We start from the raw sequence: 22,006 nt of genomic DNA on the forward strand, positions 1-22,006 counted from the left end.
GCTTACGCATCGGGTGGCCCATCCCGGGGAGCGGCTTTCGCAGCAGCTGTCCCTGTTATTACGGCCCCGGTTAACAGTAACCGGGGCCGCACATTAAGCGTAGTGTTATTAGTTACAGGGAGCCGGGCCGTTCTCGACGCCCTGGCACAGATCATCCTTGGAGATCCAGCCTGCATCGACGACCGCGGTCAGGTTGTCCTTGGTGACCGGAAGCGGTGCCAGGAACTTGGCGGTCAGCTCGGTGCCGGACGGAGACGTCCAGGCAGCTGCGCCATCGACGCCGCCCATCTCGGTGCCACTGGCCAGGCTGACGGCGATTTCACCGGCGGCCTTGCCGAGTTCGCGAGCGTCCTTCCAGACGGAAACCGTCTGCGTGCCCTTTGCAACACGGTTCAGAGCGGCATGGTCGCCGTCCTGACCGGACACCGGAATGCCGTCCATGCCCTGTGCGGTCAGAGCGGCCACAACACCGCCGGCCGTACCGTCGTTGGAGGCAACAACCGCGTCGACCTTGTTGTCGTTGGCGGTCAGGATCTGTTCCATGTTGCGCTGTGCGTTCGCCGGCAGCCAGCCGTCGGTGTAGGCTTCGCCAACGATCGTGATGTCACCCGCATCGATTGCGGATTGCAGGACTTCCTGCTGACCACCGCGGAGGAAGTCCGCGTTCGGGTCGGTCGGGGAGCCCTTGATCATGACGTAGTTGCCCTTCGGCGCGGCAGCCAGAACGGCACGAGCCTGCATGCGGCCAACTTCTACGTTGTCGAAGGTCAGGTAGAAGGCGCGCGGATCATCGATCAGGCGGTCGTAGCCGACAACCGGGATGCCTTCGTCGGCAGCAGCCTGCACGGCCGGGCCGATTGCCTGGGAATCCTGCGCCAGGATGATGAGGGCGGTCGCGCCTTGTGCGATCAGTGCCTCAACGTCGGAAAGCTGTTTTGCGGACGAGCTCTGCGCGTCGGCGGAAATGTAAGTCGCGCCGGCTGCCTCAAGGGCGCCCTTGATGGCGGCTTCGTCAGTCTTCCAGCGTTCTTCCTGGAAGTTGGACCAGCTCACGCCGACAATGACGTCTTCTGCGTGGGCCAGGTTCAGTGCGGTCGCGGACAGCAGAGCGCCCGCCAGCAAAGTGGTGATTTTACGCATTGCGATGTTTCCTCCAGTTGGCGCATCCCACGTCGGACGGATGTGCCTGAAATGCGTCAGTGTCGAAGCGCCTTTTCGAGGCGCCTTCAGAAAGGACAGCCTTATTGTTATTTTTTTTGGTGCCCGAAAAAAAGTTGCAGGAAAGCGCTGCTCCTGTCAACATGGTTTTGCAAAACACTGTTCCGCGGGGTTTGACACACCCAGTGAGAAGCAGGAAAACCGGGAGAAACCCGGGACAGAGGAAACACCTTGGGAAGAGCTGAGCGAGCATGACACGCAAGGCGGACCGGGATCAGATCCGGCGGCAAAACAGAAGTATTGTTCTACAGGCCCTGCGCCGGAACGGCCCTATGGCGCGGATAGATCTCGGCCAGATGACACGGCTGAGCCCCGCGACGGTGACGGCCATCACCTCCGATCTTCTGGACCAGGGATTGATCCTGAGCCTGGAGAGCGAGGAGCCCAAAACACCCCAGGCGCGTGGACGGCCACGCACCCTTTTGAAGCTCAAGCCGGACGCGGTCTATACGGTTGGCGTCCGTCTGTCGGTCAACAACATCGACCTGTCGCTGGTGAATTTCGCCGGCGAGGTGGTGTGCGACAGGCGCAGCCATTTTGACAGCGCCACCGAAGATGCCGACAGCTTTCCCGAAACCCTGATCACTGCGATCAGGCAGTTCCTCGACGAGGCCGGCATCGGCCCGTCACGGGTTCGGGAAATCGGCGTTGCCGCACAGGGTGTCGTCGAAACGGAAACCGGCGTCGTTGCCTGGAGCCCCGCCTTTGCCGGGCGCAAGATCCCTGTCGTCGGTCCATTGCACGAAGCCTTCGGGGCGGATTGCTACATTTCCAACGACACCAACATGATCACCGAGGCGCTGCACTGGTCGGACCCGAACAAGTACAGCGGGACATTTGCCGTGATCATGCTCGATTACGGTGTCGGCATGGGGCTTTACCTCGACAACCGGCTGTTTTCGGGAGCAAGCGGCACGGCCGCCGAGTTCGGCCATGCCAACCATCTGCCCGGCGGAGCCCTCTGCCGATGCGGCAAGAAGGGCTGCCTTGAGGCCTATCTATCCGATTACGCGCTGGTGCGGGCTGCCTCTCATCTGCCGGAGAACACCGATCCGGGCACCATCAAGGCGGGCGTCAGCGGCCTTGCCCGGCTGATCGAACTGGCCGGCTCGGGAGACAAGGACGCCTGCAACGCGTTTCACGATGCGGGCCGGGTTCTGGGCTATGGTCTTGCCCGGGTGATTGCGATGATCGACCCCAAGCGCGTGGTGCTGACCGGCGCAGCGATGCGTGCCTTCTCCTTCATGGAAAAAGGCATGTGGGAAGGGCTGGAAGAGGCTCTTGTTTCCGATCTCAGGAACAATTTCTCCCTGGACGTGATGCCGTGGAATGAGGACTTCATTCGCAGCGGCCTGATCGCCCAGTCGATGGAACGTCTCGACAAGGATTTTCTTGGCAACGCAACTCCGCCCTCAGGCCGCATAGCCCGGCTCGACCGCAAGGAGGCGACGGCATGACAGGCAAATCCCGGCTCGCAGTCTCTGCTCTCGTCCTCGGCATCACCCTGCCTGCATCAGCACTTGCCGATCCCGCACCCTGGAGCGAACGGGCCATCAAGGAAGACGTCGATATCGACGCCCTGGCGCAATCGGGCGAAGATGCGATCACCGTGCTGCAGCCGCTTGGAGAAGAGCTGTTCAGGGCCAAGTTCACCACATTGGATGGCGCAGGCCGGCCGGACGCGACACGGGCTATCGTGCCGACAAAAGTGCGCCGCAAGGCACCGCAGGCGTTCCAGCGTCTTGCTGGAATGGACGCCAATTCCTGCTCTTCCTGCCACAATGAGCCTGTGATCGGTGGTTCCGGTGCGTTCACAGCAAACGTGTTCGTGTCCGAAGGCTTCGAAAGCGCCGACTTCGACACCACGGATCCGCAGTTTTCCAACGAGCGCAACACGGTCGCGCTTCAGGGAGCCGGGCTGATCGAATTGCTTGCCCGGGAAATGACCACGGACCTGCGCAGCCAGCGGACGGATCTGCTGGCCAGGGTGCGGAAAAGCGGTCAGGAAGAAACCGTCAGCCTCGAAACAAAGGGCGTCTCCTTCGGCAAGTTGACCGCCTTTCCTGACGGGACACTGGACGTTTCCCGTCTCGAGGGCATCGACGACGACCTGACCTTGCGACCTTTCAGCCAGAAGGGTGTCTTTGCGTCGCTTCGCCAGTTCAGCGTGAACGCCACCAACGATCATCATGGCATACAGGCGGTCGAGCGGTTCGGCGCCGAATGGACAGGATCGGACGACTTCGACGGTGATGGCCATACGGGCGAAATTTCGCCAGGTCAGATCTCGGCGCTGGTCGCTTTCCAGGCAACGCTTCCCGCGCCCACCCGAAAACAGGATCTGCCGGATGTCTGGCAGCAGGCGGCAGCAAAGGGAGAAGCGCTTTTCGGCACCATTGGCTGCAGCTCGTGCCACATTCCCGAATTGCCGCTCGAAAGCCTCATCTTTCAGGATCCCGGCCCGTTCGACACCGCCGGTACCCTGCGCCAGAGCGACGTGAAGGCACCGCTCGAACTTGACCTCGGCACGCTGGACTGGGTGAAGGCCCTGCCGCGCGATGACCAGGGCCGGGTGCTGGTTCCCCTTTACGGCGACCTGAAGCGCCACACGATTGCCGATGCGGCCAGCGACACCTTCGGCAATGAACTGCTGGCCCAACGCTTTGTTGCGCGCGACGTTTTCATCACGTCCGAACTCTGGGGCATCGGCAGCACGGCGCCCTATGGGCACCGGGGCGATATCACGACGCTGGAAGAGGCGATTCTGGCCCATGGCGGCGCTGCTTCCGACAGCCGCAAGGCCTATGCAGGTCTGACGGAAACAGAGCAGCAGACGATCATCGCTTTCCTGCGCAGCCTGGAGATCGCGGAATGAAGCCTTACAGCCTTTCCGTATCCGGTGCGCTGTTGAGCGTAAGCCTTGCGGCCCCGGCTCTGGCAGACGACACCCGTCAGGTTTCCGTTGCGCCCGTCCCCTCGTTTGTGGAAGAGGCTTCGGCTGCGGGCATCGAACATTCCTATGACGGTGCGTGGGAATTCTTCGTTGGTGGCGGCACCGCGATCTTCGATTGCGATGGCGACCGCAAGCCGGATCTGTTCTTTGCCGGCGGCAAGAACCCGGCGCAGCTTTTTCGCAACGAAAGCCGTGTGGCAGGACCGCTGAAATTCACCGCGGTGGAAACCGGCCTCAACGAGAAACAGGCCACCGGCGTGCTCGGCGCCTATCCGCTCGACATCAACAACGACGACATCCTGGATCTCGTCGTGCTGCGCCTGGGTGAAAACCTGATCCTGGAAGGCAAGGGCGCCTGTACCTTCGAGGTCGCCAACCGGGCCCTTGGCTTCGACGGCGGCCGCGAATGGAGCACTTCCTTTTCCGCCACCTACGAACCAGGGCTCGATTATCCAACGCTTGCATTCGGCAATTATGTCGATCGTTCTGCCCCCGGCTCGCCTTGGGGCACCTGTCACGACAACTTCCTGTTCCGGCCGGAAAAGACGGAGGACGGCAGCCCGCTCTACGCGGAAGCAACGCGCCTGTCGCCGGGATATTGCAGCTTGTCGATGCTGTTCACCGACTGGAACCGCTCCGGCGAACCTGCACTCAGGATCTCGAACGACCGGCAATATTACCGCGGTGGCGAGGAGCAGCTCTGGGCCGTTGCGCCCGGCAGACCGCCTCGCCCCTATCGCAAATCCGATGGCTGGCAACACCTGAAGATCTGGGGCATGGGCATTGCGTCCATCGACCTGGATGTGGACGGTTTTCCAGAGTATGCGCTCACCAGCATGGGCGACACCAAGCTGCAGAAGCTCGATCCGGAATCGGACGAGACCGTGCCGGTCTATCAGGACATTGCCTTCGACCTCGGCGTTACTGCGCACCGGCCCTATGCGGGCGAAGACCTGAAACCCTCAACTGGATGGCATTCCGAGTTTCAGGACGTCAACAATGACGGGCTCTGGGACCTCTTCATTGCCAAGGGCAATGTGGAAGCCATGCCCGACTTCGCGGCCTATGACCCGGACAATCTTCTGCTCGGCCAATGGGACGGCCGCTTTGTGGAAACCGGCGACACCGCCGGGATTGCGCTGAACCGGCGCGGACGCGGGGCGGGTCTGGCGGATTTCAACGCCGACGGACTGGTGGATCTGGTTGTCGTCAACCGATCCGGACCGGTGAGCCTGTTCCGCAATACCGGACAGGGCACGGCAGAAGAACCGAAACAGCTCGGCAACTGGCTGGCTGTGGACGTGCGCCAGCCGGGCAAACCCAACTCCCGCGCAGTTGGTGCCAAGATCAGCGTGAAGACGGGAAACCGGACCGTGGTGAAGGACATCCAGGTAGGGGCAGGTCATGCCTCCGGCCAGATGGGCTTCGTTCACTTCGGCCTGGGTGTAGCGGAACGTGCCAACGTGCGAATCAAATGGCCGGACGGCGACTGGAGCCACGGCTACCGGGTCTTTGCCAACGGTCACGTGATCATTGAACGGGGTGCGGAAAAGGCAAAGCTCTGGTATCCGGAGTAGGCCCCGGCAAGGCACCTTTCCGGTACTGAAAAACTGGTTCGCGAGACGATCGTAAATTCAGAAAAGCTGCATTTTTTCAATGACTTTCCGGCTCTTATGCCGGAACATGCATGACAAGATGCAATTTCTGGAGAACCTGCGCTCATGGCCGGTCCAACCGACAAGAAATCCTTCAATCCCCCTTCCGTACGAACACCCTTCGGGCAGTACAATCACGGCCTTTACGTGCCGCCCGGCGCCAGCCTGCTGGTAACCTCCGGCCAGCTCGGCATCCGGCCGGACGATACGATTCCGCCGGACGTGACCGGTCAGGCCGAAGTTTGCTTCGAGGCCATCGCCGCCATCCTGAAGGAAGCGGAGATGAGCTTCGATGACGTCATCCGCATTTCCGGTTTCGTCACCCGGCGCGAGGATTTCGCCGACTATATGGCTGTCCGCGACCGCTACACCGGAACGCTGAAACCGGTCTCGACCCTTTTGGTGGTTGGTGGCTTCACGCGTCCGGAATTTCTGGTGGAAGTGGAAGTGACCGCGGCGAAGGTGTTCTAGCCCAGCCAGCCTGGAGCGGTGTCAGAACCGCTCCATTTCCTTGCCGACCTTCTCCAGAAAGGCACCGGTCGAGGCCGGGGTGCAGTTGTTCATGTCGTAATGGGCCAGATATTTCACGGGTGCGCCGATCTTGATCTGTGCCCGGATGACCCGATTGACTACCTTGCGCGGCGGATCACCAACCAGAAACGCCCGCCACCGGCTGCCGCCATAGGTCATGACGGCCGCCATCTTGCGGATATGGCGCAAGGTCGGCGTCAAGGTGCCATCTTCCAGATGAAACGAAACGCCTGGCAGCCAGACACGGTCGAAGTAACCTTTCAGCATCGCGGGAAAGCCGAAGTTCCAGACCGGCGTGCAGATGACCAGACCTTCCGCCGCCAGCAGGCGCTCGCAGTAATTGTCGACCAGTTCCCGGTTGTCGGGGACCGTGTGATAGATGTCCCTGTCGCGTGCGGAGAGGACGGGGTCGAACCCTTCCTCATAGAGATTGCAGCCGTCGACCTCATGCCCGGCCTTCGCCAGGCTTTCACAGGTCTTGTGATAGAGCGCCCGGCCGAAACTGTGCTCCTGCGGGTGGGAATGGAGAACAAGTACGCGCATCTGATCAGGCCTCGGCAAAGGCCTGAAGGCCCGGGAAAAGATAGTTCTGGCCGGAATTGAAGTCGAAGTCCGGATTGTCCCAGGCGATCATCTTGCCCGGATTGAGCAACCCTTCCGGGTCTGTCTCCTTCTTGAAGGCGAGCTGGACCTGGTCGGTCTGTTTCATGCCGCCCTCTTCAAGGGTGTAGCGATGTGGGTTGAACACCCGGCAACCGTTTTCCTCGTGCAGCCGGATGATCTCGTCCAGCCGTTCTTCCGTCGTGTAGCGGATCAGGGGAAGGCCGGAACATTGCACCTGACCATCGAACCGCAGGAACTCCAGGTGTCCGAAGATCTCGCCCGGGAACATTTCGGTGGTCTTGCGCACAAGCTCCACGTGGTTCGGGCCCGGATACTGCGTCTGCAGGTAGGTGAAGGAACTGTCGAACTTCAGCGCCCGCAGTGTCGTGTGGTTCCAGGCAAGCTCATAGACATGCGGAATGCCCTTCATGCTTTCCACTTCGTCCGACCGGAAACGCACTTCGCCCTTCATCCGTTCCGCAAGCGCAAGCATTGCCGACATGGAGTGCGGGGCCACCATCAGCACGGTGACCGCCTCGCCTTCCTTCAGCCAGGGCTTGTGCCGCGTGAAGAAATCGAACGGTATGGGTGCCGCAATCGGGGCGACTTCCTTCAGCAGAATACCGTTGCTGCGCGCCAGCTTGTCGGAAAAGACGACCGCGTCCATGAAGGTTTCGTGGCCGACGATCACGTCCACCCAGTCATGGGCCGTTGTCAGCGGCATTTCGACTTCGGTGATGATACCGTTGGTGCCATAGGCATGACTGACCTTCTGCAGGTCCCAGGTGGACAGCTCGATCACCCTGGGTTCGGCTTCCATGGTCACGATGCGCAGGCGCAGGATGTTGCCGAGGTCGCGCAGGCCGCCCCAGTGAACCGAACCGACACCGCCGGAACCACCGGCGATGAAGCCACCGATGGTCGCGGTTTGCGCGGTTGAAGGATGGAAGCGCAGTTCCTGGCCCGAATGTTCCTTTGTAATCTTGTCGAGCTTTGCGATGATGATGCCCGGACCGCAGACGACCCGGCCCGGTGCGATTTCCTTGACCTCGTCCATCTTCGACATATCAAGCACGATGCCGCCGGACAGTGGCATCGCCTGGCCATAGTTGCCCGTGCCCGCACCACGCGGCGTGACCGGCACACCGTGCGCAAATGCCGTTTTCAGAACCTTTATGACTTCCGCTTCATTTTTCGGCGAGACCAGAAGATCTCCGGTGACGTTGTCGAGCTGGGCCTTGAGGACCGGCGAATACCAATAAAAGTCACGGCTCTTGGCCTGAACCAGACGCGGATTGTCCTCAACCGCAATGCCATCAAGTTCGGCCTTGATTGTCTCGTAATCGGCCATGGTCAGCCTTTCGTCAGCGGGTCAAGTTCAGAATAATCCGGCAGGCGACGGTCGATGCCCATGCCATTCCGCATCACGATGCGGTCCGCCTGCGGACGGGACAGAAATTCGCTCCAGCTTCGAGCGTTGAAGATGACAAGATCGGCGCCCAACCCCTCGGCAATCCGCCCGACTTCGGGGACTTGCAGGATGTCGGCCGGAAGGCTGGTGACCACCTTGGCCGCATCATCAAGCGGGTGGTCCAGATGCGCAATACGCACCGCCTCGCGGAACACTTCCACCATGTCGAGATCGCCATAGGCGTAGAAAGGATCGCGGGTATTGTCCGATGAAACGGCCACCGGCACGCCTGCGGCCCGCAGTTCGTGCAGCAGTGTGACGCCACGCGAACGCGGTGTGCGGCCCGGGTGCCGGTCCTGCAGATACATGTTGCACATGGGCAGGGAAACGACGGATAGGCCTGCCTCCCGCACCTTGTCGATTGTCGCCTTGGCCTTGTCGTCGTCCTGGCGCGCCAGGGAACAGCAATGGCCGACCGTGACGGCGCCTTCGAACCCGTTGCGCAGCTTGGCTTCCGCAATAGCAAGCAGCGTCAGGACGTTGGCATCCTGGGTCTCATCAACATGCAGGTCGATATCGAGGCCGTTGTCCGCAGCCGTGCGAAACAGGATATCCAGCCTGCGGTCGAGATCCGGCAACGGGAACGTCACGCCGCCAAGCAGACCGCCGTTTGCCACGACGACCTCCACCAGGTCGGAAAAATAGGCGTCGTCATCGATGGCATCGATCGGAAACAGCGCGGCAGCCTGCAAGGCGATCCGGTCTTTCCAGCGTTCGCGCATGTCGGCGAACACCTCGAAGGAAATCCGGTGCTGCGGTGCCAGGCTGTCGAGATGGGTGCGCAGGAGGCTGGTCCCGTGCGCATAGGCACAGCGCAGGGAGAAGTCCATGCGCATTTCAACGTCCCTGGCCGTCCAGTTTGCCTCCCGGTCGGCCCTGACGGCGGCAAGTGCACCGTCGAAATCGCCGGTCGGGTTGGGTTGCCGGTCCCAGATATGCCCCTTGTCGATGTGGGTGTGCATGTCGGCAAAGCAGGGCCAGACCATGCGCCTTTGCAGATCAACGCTTTCGATGTCCGCGGGGGCTGCCCCGGCCGGTAGGATGGCCTCAATGCGCCCGTCTGCGACGATCAGATCGGCCGACGACAAGCCCTCGCGCGCAGGGAGCGCCGACCCCGGCGTGACTGCGGCGGGCAGGGTTGCGGTGCGCAGCGCGAACCGGCCGGTTTTGGGAAGGTCGAGTGTCATCAGTTTTCCCGCTTCAGGCTGCTTTCGTGCCAGCGATGCAGTGTCCACCAGGAGATGAAGGACGTCAAAGCGAAGATCAGCACACCCAGGCTGGCAAGCAGGAACAGCGCTGCGAACAGACGTGAAATATTGAGCCGGAACTGGGATTCCAGAAGGCGGAAGGCAAGTCCCGAGCCTGCACCGGCCGATCCGGCCGCAAATTCGGCAACGACCGCCGCAATCAACGCAAGACCGCCACCGATGCGAAGGCCGGTCATGAAATACGGCAGGGAAGCCGGCAGCTTCAGATAGATCAGCGTCTGCCAGCGCGAGGCGCCATAAAGTTCAAACAGGTTCAGGAGGTTGTGATCCACGCTTTTCAGCCCCTGCACCATGTTGGACAGGATCGGGAAGAAGGCGACGACAAAGGCGCAAATCAAAAGCGCTGCCTGCGTCGACGGCGCGTAGATCAGGATCAGCGGCGCGATCGCGATGATCGGCGTGACCTGCAGGATAACGGTGATCGGATAGAGCGCCGTCTCGATCCAGCGGGACTGCACAAGCAGGATCGCCATGCCGCCACCGCCGATCAACGCCAGGGCAAGGGAGGCAAGCGTGATCTTGGTCGTCACCCAAAGGGCGGGCAGCAGGATGTGCCAGTCGGACATCAGCGAATTCACCACCAGTCCCGGGCCGGGAAGAATGTAGTGCGGAATGTCATTCACGGTGACCATGACCTGCCAGAGCGCGATCAAGCCTGCGATGACGAAGATCGGCACCAGAACCGTCAGGATACGCTCCCGCCGCTTGGCAGCGGCAGCGCTTTCCTTTGTCGGCAGCTTGGCTGCTGATGCAGGCCTTTTGCGCGAGACCTGCGCTTCGCGGTCTGGTTCCTGCAGAACGTCGGCGGGGGCCAGTGTTTCGTTTGCTGGTGCGGTCATCAGTGCTCCTCGCCTCCCATGGCTTCCGACAGCATGGCGGAGACTTCCGCGCAGGCCTGCCTGTACTCCTCGGAGGTACGGTACTGCGCATCCCGCTCCAGGCTGGTGTGCAGGGGAAAGTCCGAGTGCACGCGGCCGGGCCGGGCTTTCATCACCACGATCCGGTTTGCCAGATAGGCGGATTCATAGACGGAATGGGTCACGAAGATCACCGTGATGCCGGTCGCCTTCCAGAGCGCCAGCACATCGTCATTCAGCTTTTGGCGCGTGATCTCGTCAAGGGCCGCGAAAGGTTCGTCCATCAACAGCAGCTTGGGCTCGGTTACTAGCGCACGCGCAATGGAGACCCGCATCTTCATGCCGCCGGAAAGTTCTCGCGGATAGGCATCGGCGAAGTCTTTCAGGCCTACGCTTTCCAGCGCGATCATGATCCGTTCCGATGCCGCTTTCTTCGAGACACCCTTGAGGCGCAAGGGAAGGTAGACGTTGCCGAAGACGGTCTGCCAGGGCATCAGCGTCGGTTCCTGAAACACGAAGCTGATGTCGCCGTCAGGCAGCCCTCTGGAGTTGATGCGGAAACTCGGCCAGTCGATTTCGCCTTCCGATACGCCGCCAAGGCCGGCGATGATCCTGAGCGCGGTCGACTTGCCGCAACCGGACGGCCCCAGCAAACTTATGAACTCTCCCGGCCGGACCGTCATGGACATGCCGGACAGGGCCAGCGTCCCGTTGGAGAATACCTTCGAAACATTATCCATCGCCACCAGCGGGCGGGACGATTTCACACTGCGGGCCGACGGCGTCTTCGTTTCTGCGCTGCCCTGTTCGGCGATGACCATGCTCAACTCTGCATCTGGAGGCGGCCGCTTCGCACGCCGTGGCGCGAAGCGGAATGGATTTGCCAAACCGGCCTTACTTCTTCAGGTCGAGGCCGACGCCCTTGCAAACGAAGTCCGTGGTGTAGGACTGCTTGTAGTCAAGAGAGGCATCCACGACGGCGATCGAGGCCAGCGTATCGAAGAACGCCTTGAAATGCTCGTCGGTCATGCAACCGATGCCCTTCTCTTCCGTGTCGCCAGAATCCACGATGCCGTATTCCTTCATCTTCGCAAGGGAATAGGCGAGCTGACCGTCGGTCATTTCCGGGTTGTCTTTCTTGATCAACTCGTTTGCCGCGGCGTTGTCGCCATACAGGTAGTTGTACCAGCCCTCGATGGAAGCATCGACGAAACGCTGCACCAGATCCGGGTTTTCCTCGACCAGCGCCTTGGAGGTGGTGATCATGGTCGAATACGGCGTCCAGCCTTCATCGGCCAGAAGGAACACTTTCGGTGCCCAGCCCGCCTGGTTTTCGATTTCATACGGCTCGGAGGTCAGATAGCCCTGCTGCGCGGACTTGGGATCTACGATGAAAGGAGCCGGGTTGAAGGTGTAGGGCTTGAACTGGGCATCGGAGAAGCCTTCGAAGTTCTTCTTCATCCACTCGAAGTAGGTAACGTAGCCGTCCTTGCCCATGTAGATGGTTTCAAGCTTGGCAAGGTCGGTGAACTTGTCGATGCCCTGATCGGGATGCGCCACGAGGATCTGCGGATCCTTCTGGAAGATGCTGGCGACGTTGATCAGCGGAATGCCTTCCTTGACATAGTCGAAGCCCTTCAGCGTCCCGCCCATGTAAAAATCGATCTTGCCGGAAATCAGCAGCGCATCGTTGGCGGCCTGCGGGCCGCCCGGCGCGATTGTGACTTTCAGGCCGTATTTCTCGTAGGTGCCATCGGCAACGGCCTGGTAGAAACCGCCGTGTTCCGCCTGGGCAAGCCAGTTGGTGCCGTAGCTTACCTCATCCAGCGCCAATGCCTGGTGAGTGGCGGTTCCGGTGAGAAGAACCGCTGCGAGAAGCGTCTTCGCAGATGGGAAAACTGTCATTTCGTACCCTCCAGTAAAACAAAACTACCGTGAAACCGCACATTTCCGAAAATATTTGATCCCTTGCAGCGCACGTTGAAAAGCATCAAAATTCGCCTGCAGTGATGCCTTATTGTCATCGCTATCTTTTCTGACGATCAATTGTGCCGCATGCACAAAAAGGAGGCACTTCTTGGCCCTGCTCCACTCCCGCAAGCTGCTCTATCTGGACGAGATCGCGCGCTGCGGTTCCATTCGGAAGGCCGCTGATCGGCTGAATGTGTCGTCCTCCGCCATCAACCGGCAAATCCTTGCCCTGGAAGAGGAATTCGGCGTTCCGCTGTTCGAGCGCCTGCCGCGCGGGCTGCGGCTTACCGCGGCTGGAGAGCTGTGCGTTGAACATATCCGGGGCGTTCTGAAAGACTATGCCAGGCTAGAGACCCGGATCCGGGCGCTGAAAATGCCGCAGGCCGGCCAGGTTTCGCTGGTGACGACCGTCGGCCTCGCCTCGGGACCGCTGTCGGAAATCATCGCGAAGTTCATCGAGAAGAACCCGCGCGTTCACATCAAGCTGCGCAGTGACGGCGGCACGACGACCATCAATCCGGTCCTGACAGGCGAAGTCGACATCGGCCTCGGCTTCAACATTGCCGCAACGCCGGGCCTGCGGACGCTGGCCACCTTCGACATTCCCATTGGTGCGGTGGTTCCGCCCGGACACAAGCTGGCGCAGGAAACCGGGCCGGTCGATCTCGTGGATGTGGTTCAGGAGCGTCTGGTACTGGCCCAATCGGGAACCAGCCTGCGGGACGTGATCAATCTGGTGCTGTCGTCCGTGCCGATCCCGGTGGAGCCGATCCTGGAAACGAACTCCTCGGAAACGGTTCGCCAGCTTGTCCGGCGCGGCATCGGCATCAGCCTGCTCAATCCGCTGGACGTTCTGGCCGAATGCCGGCGGGGCGAGCTTGTTTTCCGACCACTGAACGTTGCCCGGACACATCACCAGCCGATGAAGCTGTTTACTCGGGCGCGAGCCTCGATGGACGCGGCAACGAGCCTGTTCGTCGAATTCCTGCTGCAGGAACTCGTTGCTCAGGTGGAGGAATTGCAACGGGAAGGCAACCTGCCCGTTTAAGATCCGAAGATCGTTATGGCTTATACAGGTTGGTCAGTGAATAGGCTGTGAAGTCACGCAGCATCTCAATGAAACCGGCGGCCTGATGAGCACTGATCACCGCTCCTTTTTCCGCCGTCCCCTTGGAGGCATCACCAACGACGCCGGCCGGGTTGAGATCATGGGCGATCCAGGCCAGGGCGTGGGGCGGCGTCGGCTGGATGTATTTGGAGTTTACCAGCATCTCTTCGGCTTTTGAGATGAAGTTCTCGGCCTTGTCCATGCGGACCAGTTCAGGCCGGAAATGCAGCATCAAGGACGTTTCGACCTCGCCGCCGTGAATACCGAATTTGGACTCGTGAGCGGAAATCATGCCGTCCGGATGGCCGAACCGGCCCCAATGCGTCACCAGAACAGCCATTTCGTAACGCACGCGCAGTTCGCGCGAGACGATGCTGATGATGTCGGTGTTGCCGCCATGGGAATTGACGATCACCATCTTGCGAATGCCGGCTTCCGACACTTTCTGGCCAATGGCGGTCCAGACGGGGATCAGCAACTCAGCCCCGAGAGACAATGTTCCCGGGCCGTAGACATGTTCGTTCGCCTTGCCGATTTCCTGCACAGGCAACACCAGGATATCGAGATCTTCCGGCAGCTGTTTGCGCGTTTCGGCAAGCATTCCCTGGGCGATTGCGACATCGGTCGCGATCGGCAGATGCGGGCCATGTTGCTCGGTCGAGGCGGTCGGCAGGATTGCGATGGTTCGCTCGGGATCAAGCGCCGCGAAATCCGAGGCATTCAATTCGTTCCAGAAAAAATGCTTGGCCATCGGCGCTGCCCCAACTTTGTTGCCGTGATGCGTTCCTGTTTGGCGTAGGCAAGTCGGCGACACTTGAAAAGCATCATTATGTCTTCAGCCCGCTGCCTTTTTGTGTGCAGTGGGTTTCAAGCCCTTTACCGACCCGGAGCAAAATATGGCGACATCCGTCCGCCACTTTGTACTCAATCGAAAAATATTTTCCTTTTCTGTCCACAAACATGTCCACAGGCGCAGGGTTCCGAAAACAGGCTGAAACCGGTCATTTTCCCGCCACTGCAAATCCTGAAACCTTTTGTTAACCATGCAGTTAGCGGGAGTTCCCCAAGGAGATGCGCTGCATTCCGGGTTAACCCGCCCGACCTGGATGGCGAAAGTTTGGGCGCACCTATGCCTACCCAGAAGCGAAACGGCCACATTTACACCAAAGATTTGCCTTGTGATATGCGAGGTAGGACGCCGCATTGAGGCTCGGGATGCGGCATTGGGTAAAATGTAAGGTGGGTAACCGACATGTATCTCCTGTTCTTCATGGGAGCCGTCCTCTATGGCGCCGTTACGCTGGTGTTTCTGATCCTGTCGTCTGCGGAATTGCTTGATAGCGGACTGAGCACACCAAAGCGGCTGCTGGGAGTTCTGGTCACATCGATCTTGTGGCCTGCGACTCTTGTTGCAGTCAGTCTTGTGCTCGCGGTCCAGAATGTGGCCGGACGGGTTCAAAGCCCCCGTCAGACAGCGCCCCTGCGCCTGTCACACCACTCGCACTAACCGGACGCGGTTCCGGAACCAACGCTACCAGTTTGCCTGGCGGCCGCTTTAACTCTGGTGCACACAGGTGCGCCGGAGCTCTTTGGCGTGCGAGCGCGTTGATCTGTCCTGTTTTCCCCGCCAATACACCGTGACAGGCAGCTGTCAGGCCAGATTTTGCGCCATGGCGCAAATTTCATCACAGCGCCTTTTTTGCGTTAAGGTGCTGTTTTTCCGGTAATTTTATTGCTGATTTTTTCCCTCAAGTTTTTAATCATTCCAAAAAAAATTTGACTAACTGTTCAAATTTTCTTCCAATGCATTCCTGAGCCTCCTCATCAAACGAAGGAAGCCACCTTGAAAACGATCGCCAACCTTCCGGAGATCTCCATGACCCAGACCAAAGCCGGCCCGGACATTGCCGCCGGGCGCTTGCCTGAGGACGCATACGCTGAGAATTTCAGCGACCTGCACCCGCTGCTGGACCAGCACGAAGCGCAGGTCGAAGCCGACCGTTGCTACTTCTGCTACGACGCCCCTTGCATGCAGGCATGCCCGACCAGCATCGACATTCCGCAGTTCATTCGCCAGATCTCGACCGGGAACCCGACCGGGGCCGCGAAAACCATTTTCGCCCAGAATATTCTGGGCGGCATGTGTGCCCGCGTCTGCCCGACCGAGACACTGTGTGAACAGGTCTGCGTGCGCGAAGTTGCCGAAGGCAAGCCGGTGAAGATCGGCGAGTTGCAGCGGTATTCGACTGATCACTTCATGTCGGAGTTCAGCTCGACGCCGTTCACGCGCGCTGCTGCAACCGGCAAGAAGGTTGCCGTCGTCGGCGCCGGACCTGCGGGTCTTTCCTGCGCCCACCGGCTGGCGGTGCACGGTCACGACGTCACCCTGTTCGATGCCCGCGAAAAAGCCGGCGGCCTCAACGAATACGGTATCGCCTCCTACAAGTCGGTCGACGACTTTGCCGCGCGGGAAGTGGATTTCATCCTGTCCATCGGCGGTATCGAAGTCCGGACCGGAATGCGCCTCGGCACCAATCTGGATCTTGCGACCCTGCGTGCCGAATATGATGCCGTGTTCCTCGGCATCGGCCTTGGCGGCGTCAATGCGCTTGGCCTTGAAGGCGAAGACAAGAGCGGCTCGATCGATGCCGTCGACTACATTGCCGACCTGCGTCAGTCGAAGGATCTTTCCGAGCTTCCGGTTGGCCGGCGCATCGTGGTGATCGGCGGCGGCATGACTGCGGTCGACATTGCGGTCCAGACCAAACTGCTGGGCGCCGAAGACGTCACGATCGCCTATCGCCGCGGACAGGACCGGATGAACGCCTCCGAATACGAACAGCAGCTGGCCCAGACCAGCGGCGTCCGGATCATGACCTGGGCCCAGCCGAAGGGTCTAGTCGGTGAAAACGGTGCGATTACCGCGATTGAACTGGAGCGGACCCAGGAGCAGAATGGTTCCCTGACCGGTACCGGCGAAGTCATCACCCTGCCTGCGGACATGGTGTTCAAGGCCGTTGGCCAGACCCTGGTGCAAGCGGATCTCGGCGATGCGCTGTCCCTTGAAAAGGGTCGCATCGTGGTTGATGCGGACCGCAAGACCAGCCTTGCCGATGTATGGGCGGGCGGCGACTGCGTGCTGGGCGGTGAAGACCTGACGGTTGCCGCTGTCGAGGATGGCAAGATTGCCGCCGAGAGCATTAACGCTGCCCTGACCGCCTGAGACTTGCGCGCCTGAAACCTGAGCGCCCGACAGCAGCTGACGCGCTCGGCGCCACCGATTTGAGGGAGAGCCACCATGGCTGACTTGCGTACTGATTTTATCGGCATCAAATCGCCGAACCCGTTCTGGCTGGCATCCGCGCCGCCGACGGACAAGGAATATAACGTCGTCCGGGCCTTCAAGGCCGGCTGGGGTGGCGTCGTCTGGAAGACGCTTGGGGAAGATCCGGCGGTGGTCAACGTCAACGGTCCGCGCTATGGCGCGATCCATGGCAAGGACCGGCAGCTGATCGGCCTCAACAACATCGAACTGATCACCGACCGTCCGCTGGAAGTGAACCTGCGCGAGATCAAGCAGGTGAAGCGCGACTGGCCGGACCGGGCGCTCGTCGTCTCGCTGATGGTGCCTTGCGAGGAACAGAACTGGATCGACATCCTCCGCCGCGTCGAAGAAACCGAAGCCGACGGTGTCGAACTGAACTTCGGTTGCCCGCACGGCATGAGCGAGCGCGGCATGGGCTCCGCCGTCGGCCAGGTGCCGGAATACATCGAGATGGTCACCCGCTGGGTGAAACAGCATTCGCGCATGCCATGCATCGTGAAGCTGACGCCGAATATCACCGATGTCCGCAAGCCGGCGCAGGCCGCCAAGGCTGGTGGAGCTGACGCTGTCTCGCTGATCAACACCATCAATTCGATCATGGGTGTCGACCTCGACATCATGTCGCCGTCTCCTTCTGTCGACGGCAAGGGTGCGCACGGCGGCTATTGCGGCCCGGCCGTAAAGCCGATTGCACTCAACATGGTTGCCGAAATCGCCCGCGACCCGGTGACCCACGGATTGCCGATCTCCGGCATCGGCGGCGTGACCACCTGGCGTGACGCGGCCGAGTTCATGGCGCTTGGCGCAGGCTCTGTGCAGGTCTGCACGGCCGCAATGACCTATGGCTTCCGCGTTGTCGAGGACATGATCGAAGGCCTCAGCGACTGGATGGACACCAAGGGCTATACGTCCGTCGACCAGTTTGTCGGCAGCGCGGTGCCGAATGTGTCCGACTGGCAGTACCTCAACCTCAACTACATCGCCAAGGCCAAGATCGATCAGGATCTTTGCATCGAATGCGGCCGCTGCCACATCGCCTGTGAGGACACGTCCCACCAGGCGATCACCAACATGGTGGACGGCGTTCGCAAGTTCGAGGTGATCGACGAGGAATGCGTCGGCTGCAACCTGTGCGTCAATGTCTGCCCGATCGAAGGCTGCATCACCATGGAACCCATGGAGGCCGGCAGCATCGATCCGCGCACCAAGAAGCCTGTCGAAAAAGACTACGCCAACTGGACGACGCACCCGAACAACCCGATGGCCGTCAAGGAAGCAGCCGAATAGGCAAAGCTCCGGCGGTCACCTTCAACGCGGGCAGGATCCTCCCTTGCCCGCGTTTTTTGTTCGCTTTTCAGGCTAGGAACCTTGAAAGGGATTGTCGCAAGCAGGCAGATCAACCGCCGGCCCGACGGATGCCTTCCATCTGCGACAAAGGATCAGGCGGCATCAACTCGTTGAAGGGCAGTGGCCTGTCGAAGAGATAGCCCTGCAGGAACTCGCAACCCGCCTCCACCAGGAAGTCGCGCTGTGCTTCCGTCTCGACCCCTTCGCCGACGCTTTGCATGCCCATTACCCGGGCAAGGCTGAGCATGGAGCGGACGACCATGTCCGCTTCCTCGTCCTCGCCGATACGCGACACGAAACTGCGGTCGATCTTCATCTTGTCGAAGCGATACTTGTGCAGGTAGTTCAGGCTGGAAAATCCGGTGCCGAAGTCGTCAATGGCAAGCCCGACGCCAAGATCGCGCAGCTTGAGAATGGTGTTCCGCGTCTGCGCGCTTTCCTCCAGCATCAGGTCCTCGGTGATTTCGAGAACAAGCCTTTCCGGAGGAAAGTCGTATTTCTGCAGCAGTGCCTCGACCTTGTCCGCGAAACCTGCGGCCTGGATCTGGCTTGTGCAGACATTGACCGACACGCCGGTCTGCATCCAGCTGCAGGCATCGTGAAGCGCCCGCTCCAGCACCCAGGCACCGATCACAGGCATCAGTCCAGCATCCTGGGCAACCGGCAGGAACATCGCAGGCGGCACCAGGCCGCGGCTTGGATGCCGCCAGCGGATCAGGGCTTCATAGAAGGCCAGTTCGCCCGACCGGGCGTCAACGATCGGCTGATAGAACAGGTCGAATTGCTCTTCGCGCAGGGCTGAATCAAGATCCACACGGATCTCGCGCCGCTCGCGCAGAAGGTCGTCCATCCGCTCGTCGTAAATCCGGAACGAGCTTTTCTGCTCCATCTTGCAGCGCTGCAGGGCGATATCGGCAGCGCGAACAAGGCCTGTCAGTGTCTGGCCGTGGTCCGGGAAGCGGGCAATACCCGCGCTTACGGACGTTTCAATGCGCTTGCCTTCATAGTCGAACGGCTGCCGCAGCTTTTCAAACAGCTTGCCTGCTTCCTCAACGGCTTGCTCCGGTGTTTCCCAACGCTCCGTCAGGATCAGGAATTCATCGCCACCGCTGCGCGCGACCAGGTCGAACGGGCCGAGCACCGATCTGATGCGTTCGGCCTGAGCGACCACCAGGCTGTCGCCCACGGTGTGACCGTAGATGTCGTTCACTTGCTTGAGGTTGTCGACGTCGAGATAAATGATCCAGGCGCCACGCTGCTGATCCTTGCGCAAGGCCAGCCTCTTCGTGGCTGTGGCGTGGAAATATCCGCGTGTGACAAAGCCTGTCAGGGAATCGTGATTGGCGGCGTAACGGGCTTCCTGTTCACGGGCTGCCAGCCGTGCCCTGGCGTTGGCATTCTGCCGGAGGGCAATCAGGGCCACTGTCAGAATGACCCCGAGCGACAGCAGGAGAACCGGTATCGAAGACAGGATGATCCCCGACGACTGGCTCATCGGATACCATGCGAGATAACCAAGCACCGTGCCGGACCCGTTCTGAACCGGAGTACCGATCATGCCGTCGGGAATTTCCGAAGCGAATTTCAGATTATCGAGGGCGAGGCTGGACAGAAGATTGCTGAGATGCGCCGCATCGATCTCGAATGCGTTGACGAGAACGTTCGGCGGCCCGAAGGACATTTCGATCCCACCGGGATCCGGTACGATCGCAAAGGCCGCGACGATGAAGGGGTGATCGTTGATCTCGACAATGTCGATGGCCGAAATGTCGGCCAAAGTCCCGGTGAAGCGGACTTCGCCTGGTTCTGACCGGACCAAGGCTTTGACGTAATTGCCGCGTATGCTGTCCAGCGTGCCGGTAATGCCCGTCTGGACGCTCTTGGAAAAGTCTTCCGCTCTCTCCTTGCCGTGGAAGTTGGAAGAAAAGAGGACCTTGCTGTCCGGACCGAAAAGCACTGTGTAGTCGTGGGCGAAATCCAGGGCCATGTCGACGCCGAACCTGGCCTCGATCCAGTCAGGCGACAGATTGGTATCGATATTCTGATAGGCGGCGTTGGAAGCGGCGTAGCGCTCCATTTCACGCAACAGCAACTGCTTGTGGTTCTGGAAGACACGCGCGACTGATTTGGTCTCCCGCATCGCAGCTTCGCGCTCCGCGACCAGCACCTTGAACAGCACGGCGCCGAAAGAAAAAATCACCGCGCAGAACATCAAAATGATGACGAGGCTGGAAGAAATGCCGAAAACGCCCGCGGTCATCCGGCGCGGTTCGTCGGATACTGTCTCCGCCGCGGAATGAACCAGGTCGAATTTGTCTGTTTTTCCAGACAGATCGCGCATTTCGCTTTCAAAATCCCAAGCTTTTGTCAGCGAAGCAGTCTGGGTTCAAACCTTTAATTTTTAGTGCCTTGGCAGGCATGAGGCAAAGGCAGCCGGAACAATTTCCGCCCCGGCTGCCCGATTGACGTTACATCTTGTCGGTGACGACCGTTGTGGTGGCGCCTTCCGGCTCCTTGGTGATGACCGGGTCGGACCCGCCGGACAGGAGGGACTTCACGGTGCGCTCATAGGCAGACATGTCCAGTTTGCCGTCAGATCCATCAACCAGCTTGTTGATTTCGCCGACCATGCGGATCTGATGCTTTTCTGTCTGCGCGCCAGTGGCGTCGTTTTCCAGAACGATTTCAGCAGCTTCTTCCGGGTTTTCGGCGGAATAGGCCCAGCCCTTCATGGAGGCCTTCACGAAGCGGGCGAGCTTGTCGACCATTGCCGGGTCGTCCAGGCTGGATTCCAGAACGTAGAGACCGTCTTCCAGCGTGGCGACACCCTGGTCTTCGTATTTGAAGACGATCAGGTCTTCTTCCGGAATGCCGGCATCGATGACCTGCCAATATTCGTTGTAGGTCATGGTGGAGATGCAGTCGGCCTGCTTCTGCAGCAGCGGATCGACGTTGAAGCCCTGCTTCAGGACGGTCACGCCTTCGTCGCCACCGTCGGTCGGAATGCCGAGCTGACTCATCCAGGACAGGAACGGATATTCGTTACCGAAGAACCAGACGCCGAGTGTCCGGCCCTTGAAGTCTTCCGGCGAGGTGATGCCGGTTTCCTTCAGGCAGGTCAGCATCATGCCGGATTTCTTGAACGGCTGTGCGATGTTGACAAGCGGCACACCCTTTTCGCGCGAGGCAAGGGCGGACGGCATCCAGTCGATGATCACATCCGCACCGCCACCGGCGATAACCTGCGGCGGCGCAATGTCCGGACCGCCCGGCTTGATCGTTACGTCCAGGCCTTCTTCGTCGTAAAAGCCCTTGTCCTTGGCCACGTAATAGCCGGCAAACTGGCCCTGTGTGACCCACTTAAGCTGCAGTGTCAGCTCGTCCGCGGCGTTGGCCGCACCTGACACCAGGCTTGCGCCCAGGACAGACGCGAGCGCCAGACTTTTCAATGCCTTCATTGCCATTCCCCTACTGGTTATGGGCGAGCCGCTGTCGGACTCACCCTTCTCTGGAACTTCAAACCCTAACCGGTGCGGACCTCGGAGCGGTTCCCGGCCGCCTGATCCTCTTCCGGTTGTTTGGCCGCATCCGGACGCCGGGGCATTTTGCCTTCTCAACGAACAGTGCTGACCAATTGGTCAAGAAAATCTAGAAAGGTGCCATGTCACTGGTCAAGGTTATTTTTTCATCAAGGCCATT

At 60.2% G+C, this 22,006-nt stretch carries 18 protein-coding genes; 8 read left to right on the forward strand and 10 right to left on the reverse strand.

Annotated elements, in window-relative coordinates:
* Window positions 1-108 precede the first annotated feature (108 nt).
* Window positions 109-1,140 carry a D-xylose ABC transporter substrate-binding protein gene (gene xylF, locus HEP89_RS06950; RefSeq protein ID WP_022999249.1) on the reverse strand — a complete coding sequence of 344 codons (1,032 nt, stop codon included), beginning with the start codon at window positions 1,138-1,140 and terminating at the stop codon, window positions 109-111.
* Window positions 1,141-1,490: 350 nt separating this feature from the next.
* Between xylF and HEP89_RS06955 the strand changes: the two genes are divergently transcribed.
* The 4 genes from HEP89_RS06955 to HEP89_RS06970 all read left to right on the forward strand — a co-directional run bounded on the left by HEP89_RS06955 (window position 1,491) and on the right by HEP89_RS06970 (window position 6,297).
* Window positions 1,491-2,675 (forward strand): ROK family protein, encoded by a 1,185-nt coding sequence (locus HEP89_RS06955; RefSeq protein WP_208997797.1) that lies wholly within the window; start codon window positions 1,491-1,493, stop codon window positions 2,673-2,675.
* Entirely contained in the window at window positions 2,672-4,093 is a 1,422-nt protein-coding gene (locus HEP89_RS06960) for a di-heme oxidoredictase family protein (protein ID WP_168691624.1), read from the forward strand. Before HEP89_RS06955 ends, HEP89_RS06960 begins: the two co-directional genes overlap by 4 nt.
* Window positions 4,090-5,748, forward strand: a complete 1,659-nt coding sequence (locus HEP89_RS06965) for a CRTAC1 family protein (RefSeq protein ID WP_168691625.1) — start codon at window positions 4,090-4,092, stop codon at window positions 5,746-5,748. The genes HEP89_RS06960 and HEP89_RS06965 overlap by 4 nt, the downstream gene beginning before the upstream one ends.
* Before the next feature lie 144 nt (window positions 5,749-5,892).
* On the forward strand, window positions 5,893-6,297 hold the full coding sequence (locus tag HEP89_RS06970; RefSeq protein WP_077291233.1) for a Rid family hydrolase: 405 nt from the start codon (window positions 5,893-5,895) through the stop codon (window positions 6,295-6,297).
* Between the two features lie 21 nt (window positions 6,298-6,318).
* Here HEP89_RS06970 and HEP89_RS06975 read toward each other — a convergent pair whose 3' ends face one another.
* The 6 genes from HEP89_RS06975 to HEP89_RS07000 all read right to left on the reverse strand — a co-directional run bounded on the left by HEP89_RS06975 (window position 6,319) and on the right by HEP89_RS07000 (window position 12,461).
* The gene (locus HEP89_RS06975; RefSeq protein ID WP_022999255.1) at window positions 6,319-6,900 is read right to left on the reverse strand and encodes an NAD(P)H-dependent oxidoreductase; all 582 of its coding nucleotides are present in this window, start codon (window positions 6,898-6,900) and stop codon (window positions 6,319-6,321) included.
* A 4-nt stretch (window positions 6,901-6,904) separates the two neighbouring features.
* Entirely contained in the window at window positions 6,905-8,311 is a 1,407-nt protein-coding gene (locus tag HEP89_RS06980) for an FAD-binding oxidoreductase (RefSeq protein ID WP_168691626.1), read from the reverse strand.
* Window positions 8,312-8,313: 2 nt separating this feature from the next.
* Complete coding sequence (locus tag HEP89_RS06985) at window positions 8,314-9,618, reverse strand: cytosine deaminase (RefSeq protein WP_077291234.1); 1,305 nt, start codon at window positions 9,616-9,618, stop codon at window positions 8,314-8,316.
* A complete protein-coding gene (locus HEP89_RS06990; RefSeq protein WP_022999258.1) occupies window positions 9,618-10,538 on the reverse strand; it encodes an ABC transporter permease in 921 nt (306 codons plus the stop codon). The genes HEP89_RS06985 and HEP89_RS06990 overlap by 1 nt, the downstream gene beginning before the upstream one ends.
* The gene (locus tag HEP89_RS06995; RefSeq protein WP_208997862.1) at window positions 10,538-11,296 is read right to left on the reverse strand and encodes an ABC transporter ATP-binding protein; all 759 of its coding nucleotides are present in this window, start codon (window positions 11,294-11,296) and stop codon (window positions 10,538-10,540) included. The genes HEP89_RS06990 and HEP89_RS06995 overlap by 1 nt, the downstream gene beginning before the upstream one ends.
* Before the next feature lie 154 nt (window positions 11,297-11,450).
* Window positions 11,451-12,461, reverse strand: a complete 1,011-nt coding sequence (locus HEP89_RS07000) for an ABC transporter substrate-binding protein (protein ID WP_022999260.1) — start codon at window positions 12,459-12,461, stop codon at window positions 11,451-11,453.
* 178 nt (window positions 12,462-12,639) lie between these two features.
* Between HEP89_RS07000 and HEP89_RS07005 the strand changes: the two genes are divergently transcribed.
* On the forward strand, window positions 12,640-13,575 hold the full coding sequence (locus HEP89_RS07005) for a LysR family transcriptional regulator (protein WP_031268748.1): 936 nt from the start codon (window positions 12,640-12,642) through the stop codon (window positions 13,573-13,575).
* A 13-nt stretch (window positions 13,576-13,588) separates the two neighbouring features.
* Here the strand turns inward: HEP89_RS07005 and HEP89_RS07010 are convergent, their stop codons facing one another.
* Entirely contained in the window at window positions 13,589-14,386 is a 798-nt protein-coding gene (locus tag HEP89_RS07010) for a creatininase family protein (protein ID WP_077291235.1), read from the reverse strand.
* A gap of 501 nt (window positions 14,387-14,887) precedes the next feature.
* Between HEP89_RS07010 and HEP89_RS07015 the strand changes: the two genes are divergently transcribed.
* From HEP89_RS07015 to preA, 3 genes are all read left to right on the forward strand, one after another.
* The gene (locus HEP89_RS07015) at window positions 14,888-15,142 is read left to right on the forward strand and encodes a hypothetical protein (protein WP_077291236.1); all 255 of its coding nucleotides are present in this window, start codon (window positions 14,888-14,890) and stop codon (window positions 15,140-15,142) included.
* Window positions 15,143-15,511: 369 nt separating this feature from the next.
* A complete protein-coding gene (locus HEP89_RS07020; RefSeq protein WP_055659228.1) occupies window positions 15,512-16,858 on the forward strand; it encodes an NAD(P)-dependent oxidoreductase in 1,347 nt (448 codons plus the stop codon).
* 75 nt (window positions 16,859-16,933) lie between these two features.
* Window positions 16,934-18,247, forward strand: coding sequence for an NAD-dependent dihydropyrimidine dehydrogenase subunit PreA (preA, locus tag HEP89_RS07025; RefSeq protein ID WP_022999265.1), 1,314 nt, complete (start codon window positions 16,934-16,936; stop codon window positions 18,245-18,247).
* Between the two features lie 109 nt (window positions 18,248-18,356).
* On the opposite strand, the gene HEP89_RS07030 is transcribed toward preA, so the two are convergent.
* A complete protein-coding gene (locus HEP89_RS07030) occupies window positions 18,357-20,648 on the reverse strand; it encodes an EAL domain-containing protein (protein WP_077291237.1) in 2,292 nt (763 codons plus the stop codon).
* 127 nt (window positions 20,649-20,775) lie between these two features.
* Entirely contained in the window at window positions 20,776-21,771 is a 996-nt protein-coding gene (locus tag HEP89_RS07035; protein ID WP_023014426.1) for an ABC transporter substrate-binding protein, read from the reverse strand.
* Window positions 21,772-22,006: the final 235 nt, after the last annotated feature.

This window comes from Labrenzia sp. 5N (assembly GCF_012395805.1).
Taxonomy (GTDB): domain Bacteria; phylum Pseudomonadota; class Alphaproteobacteria; order Rhizobiales; family Stappiaceae; genus Roseibium; species Roseibium algicola.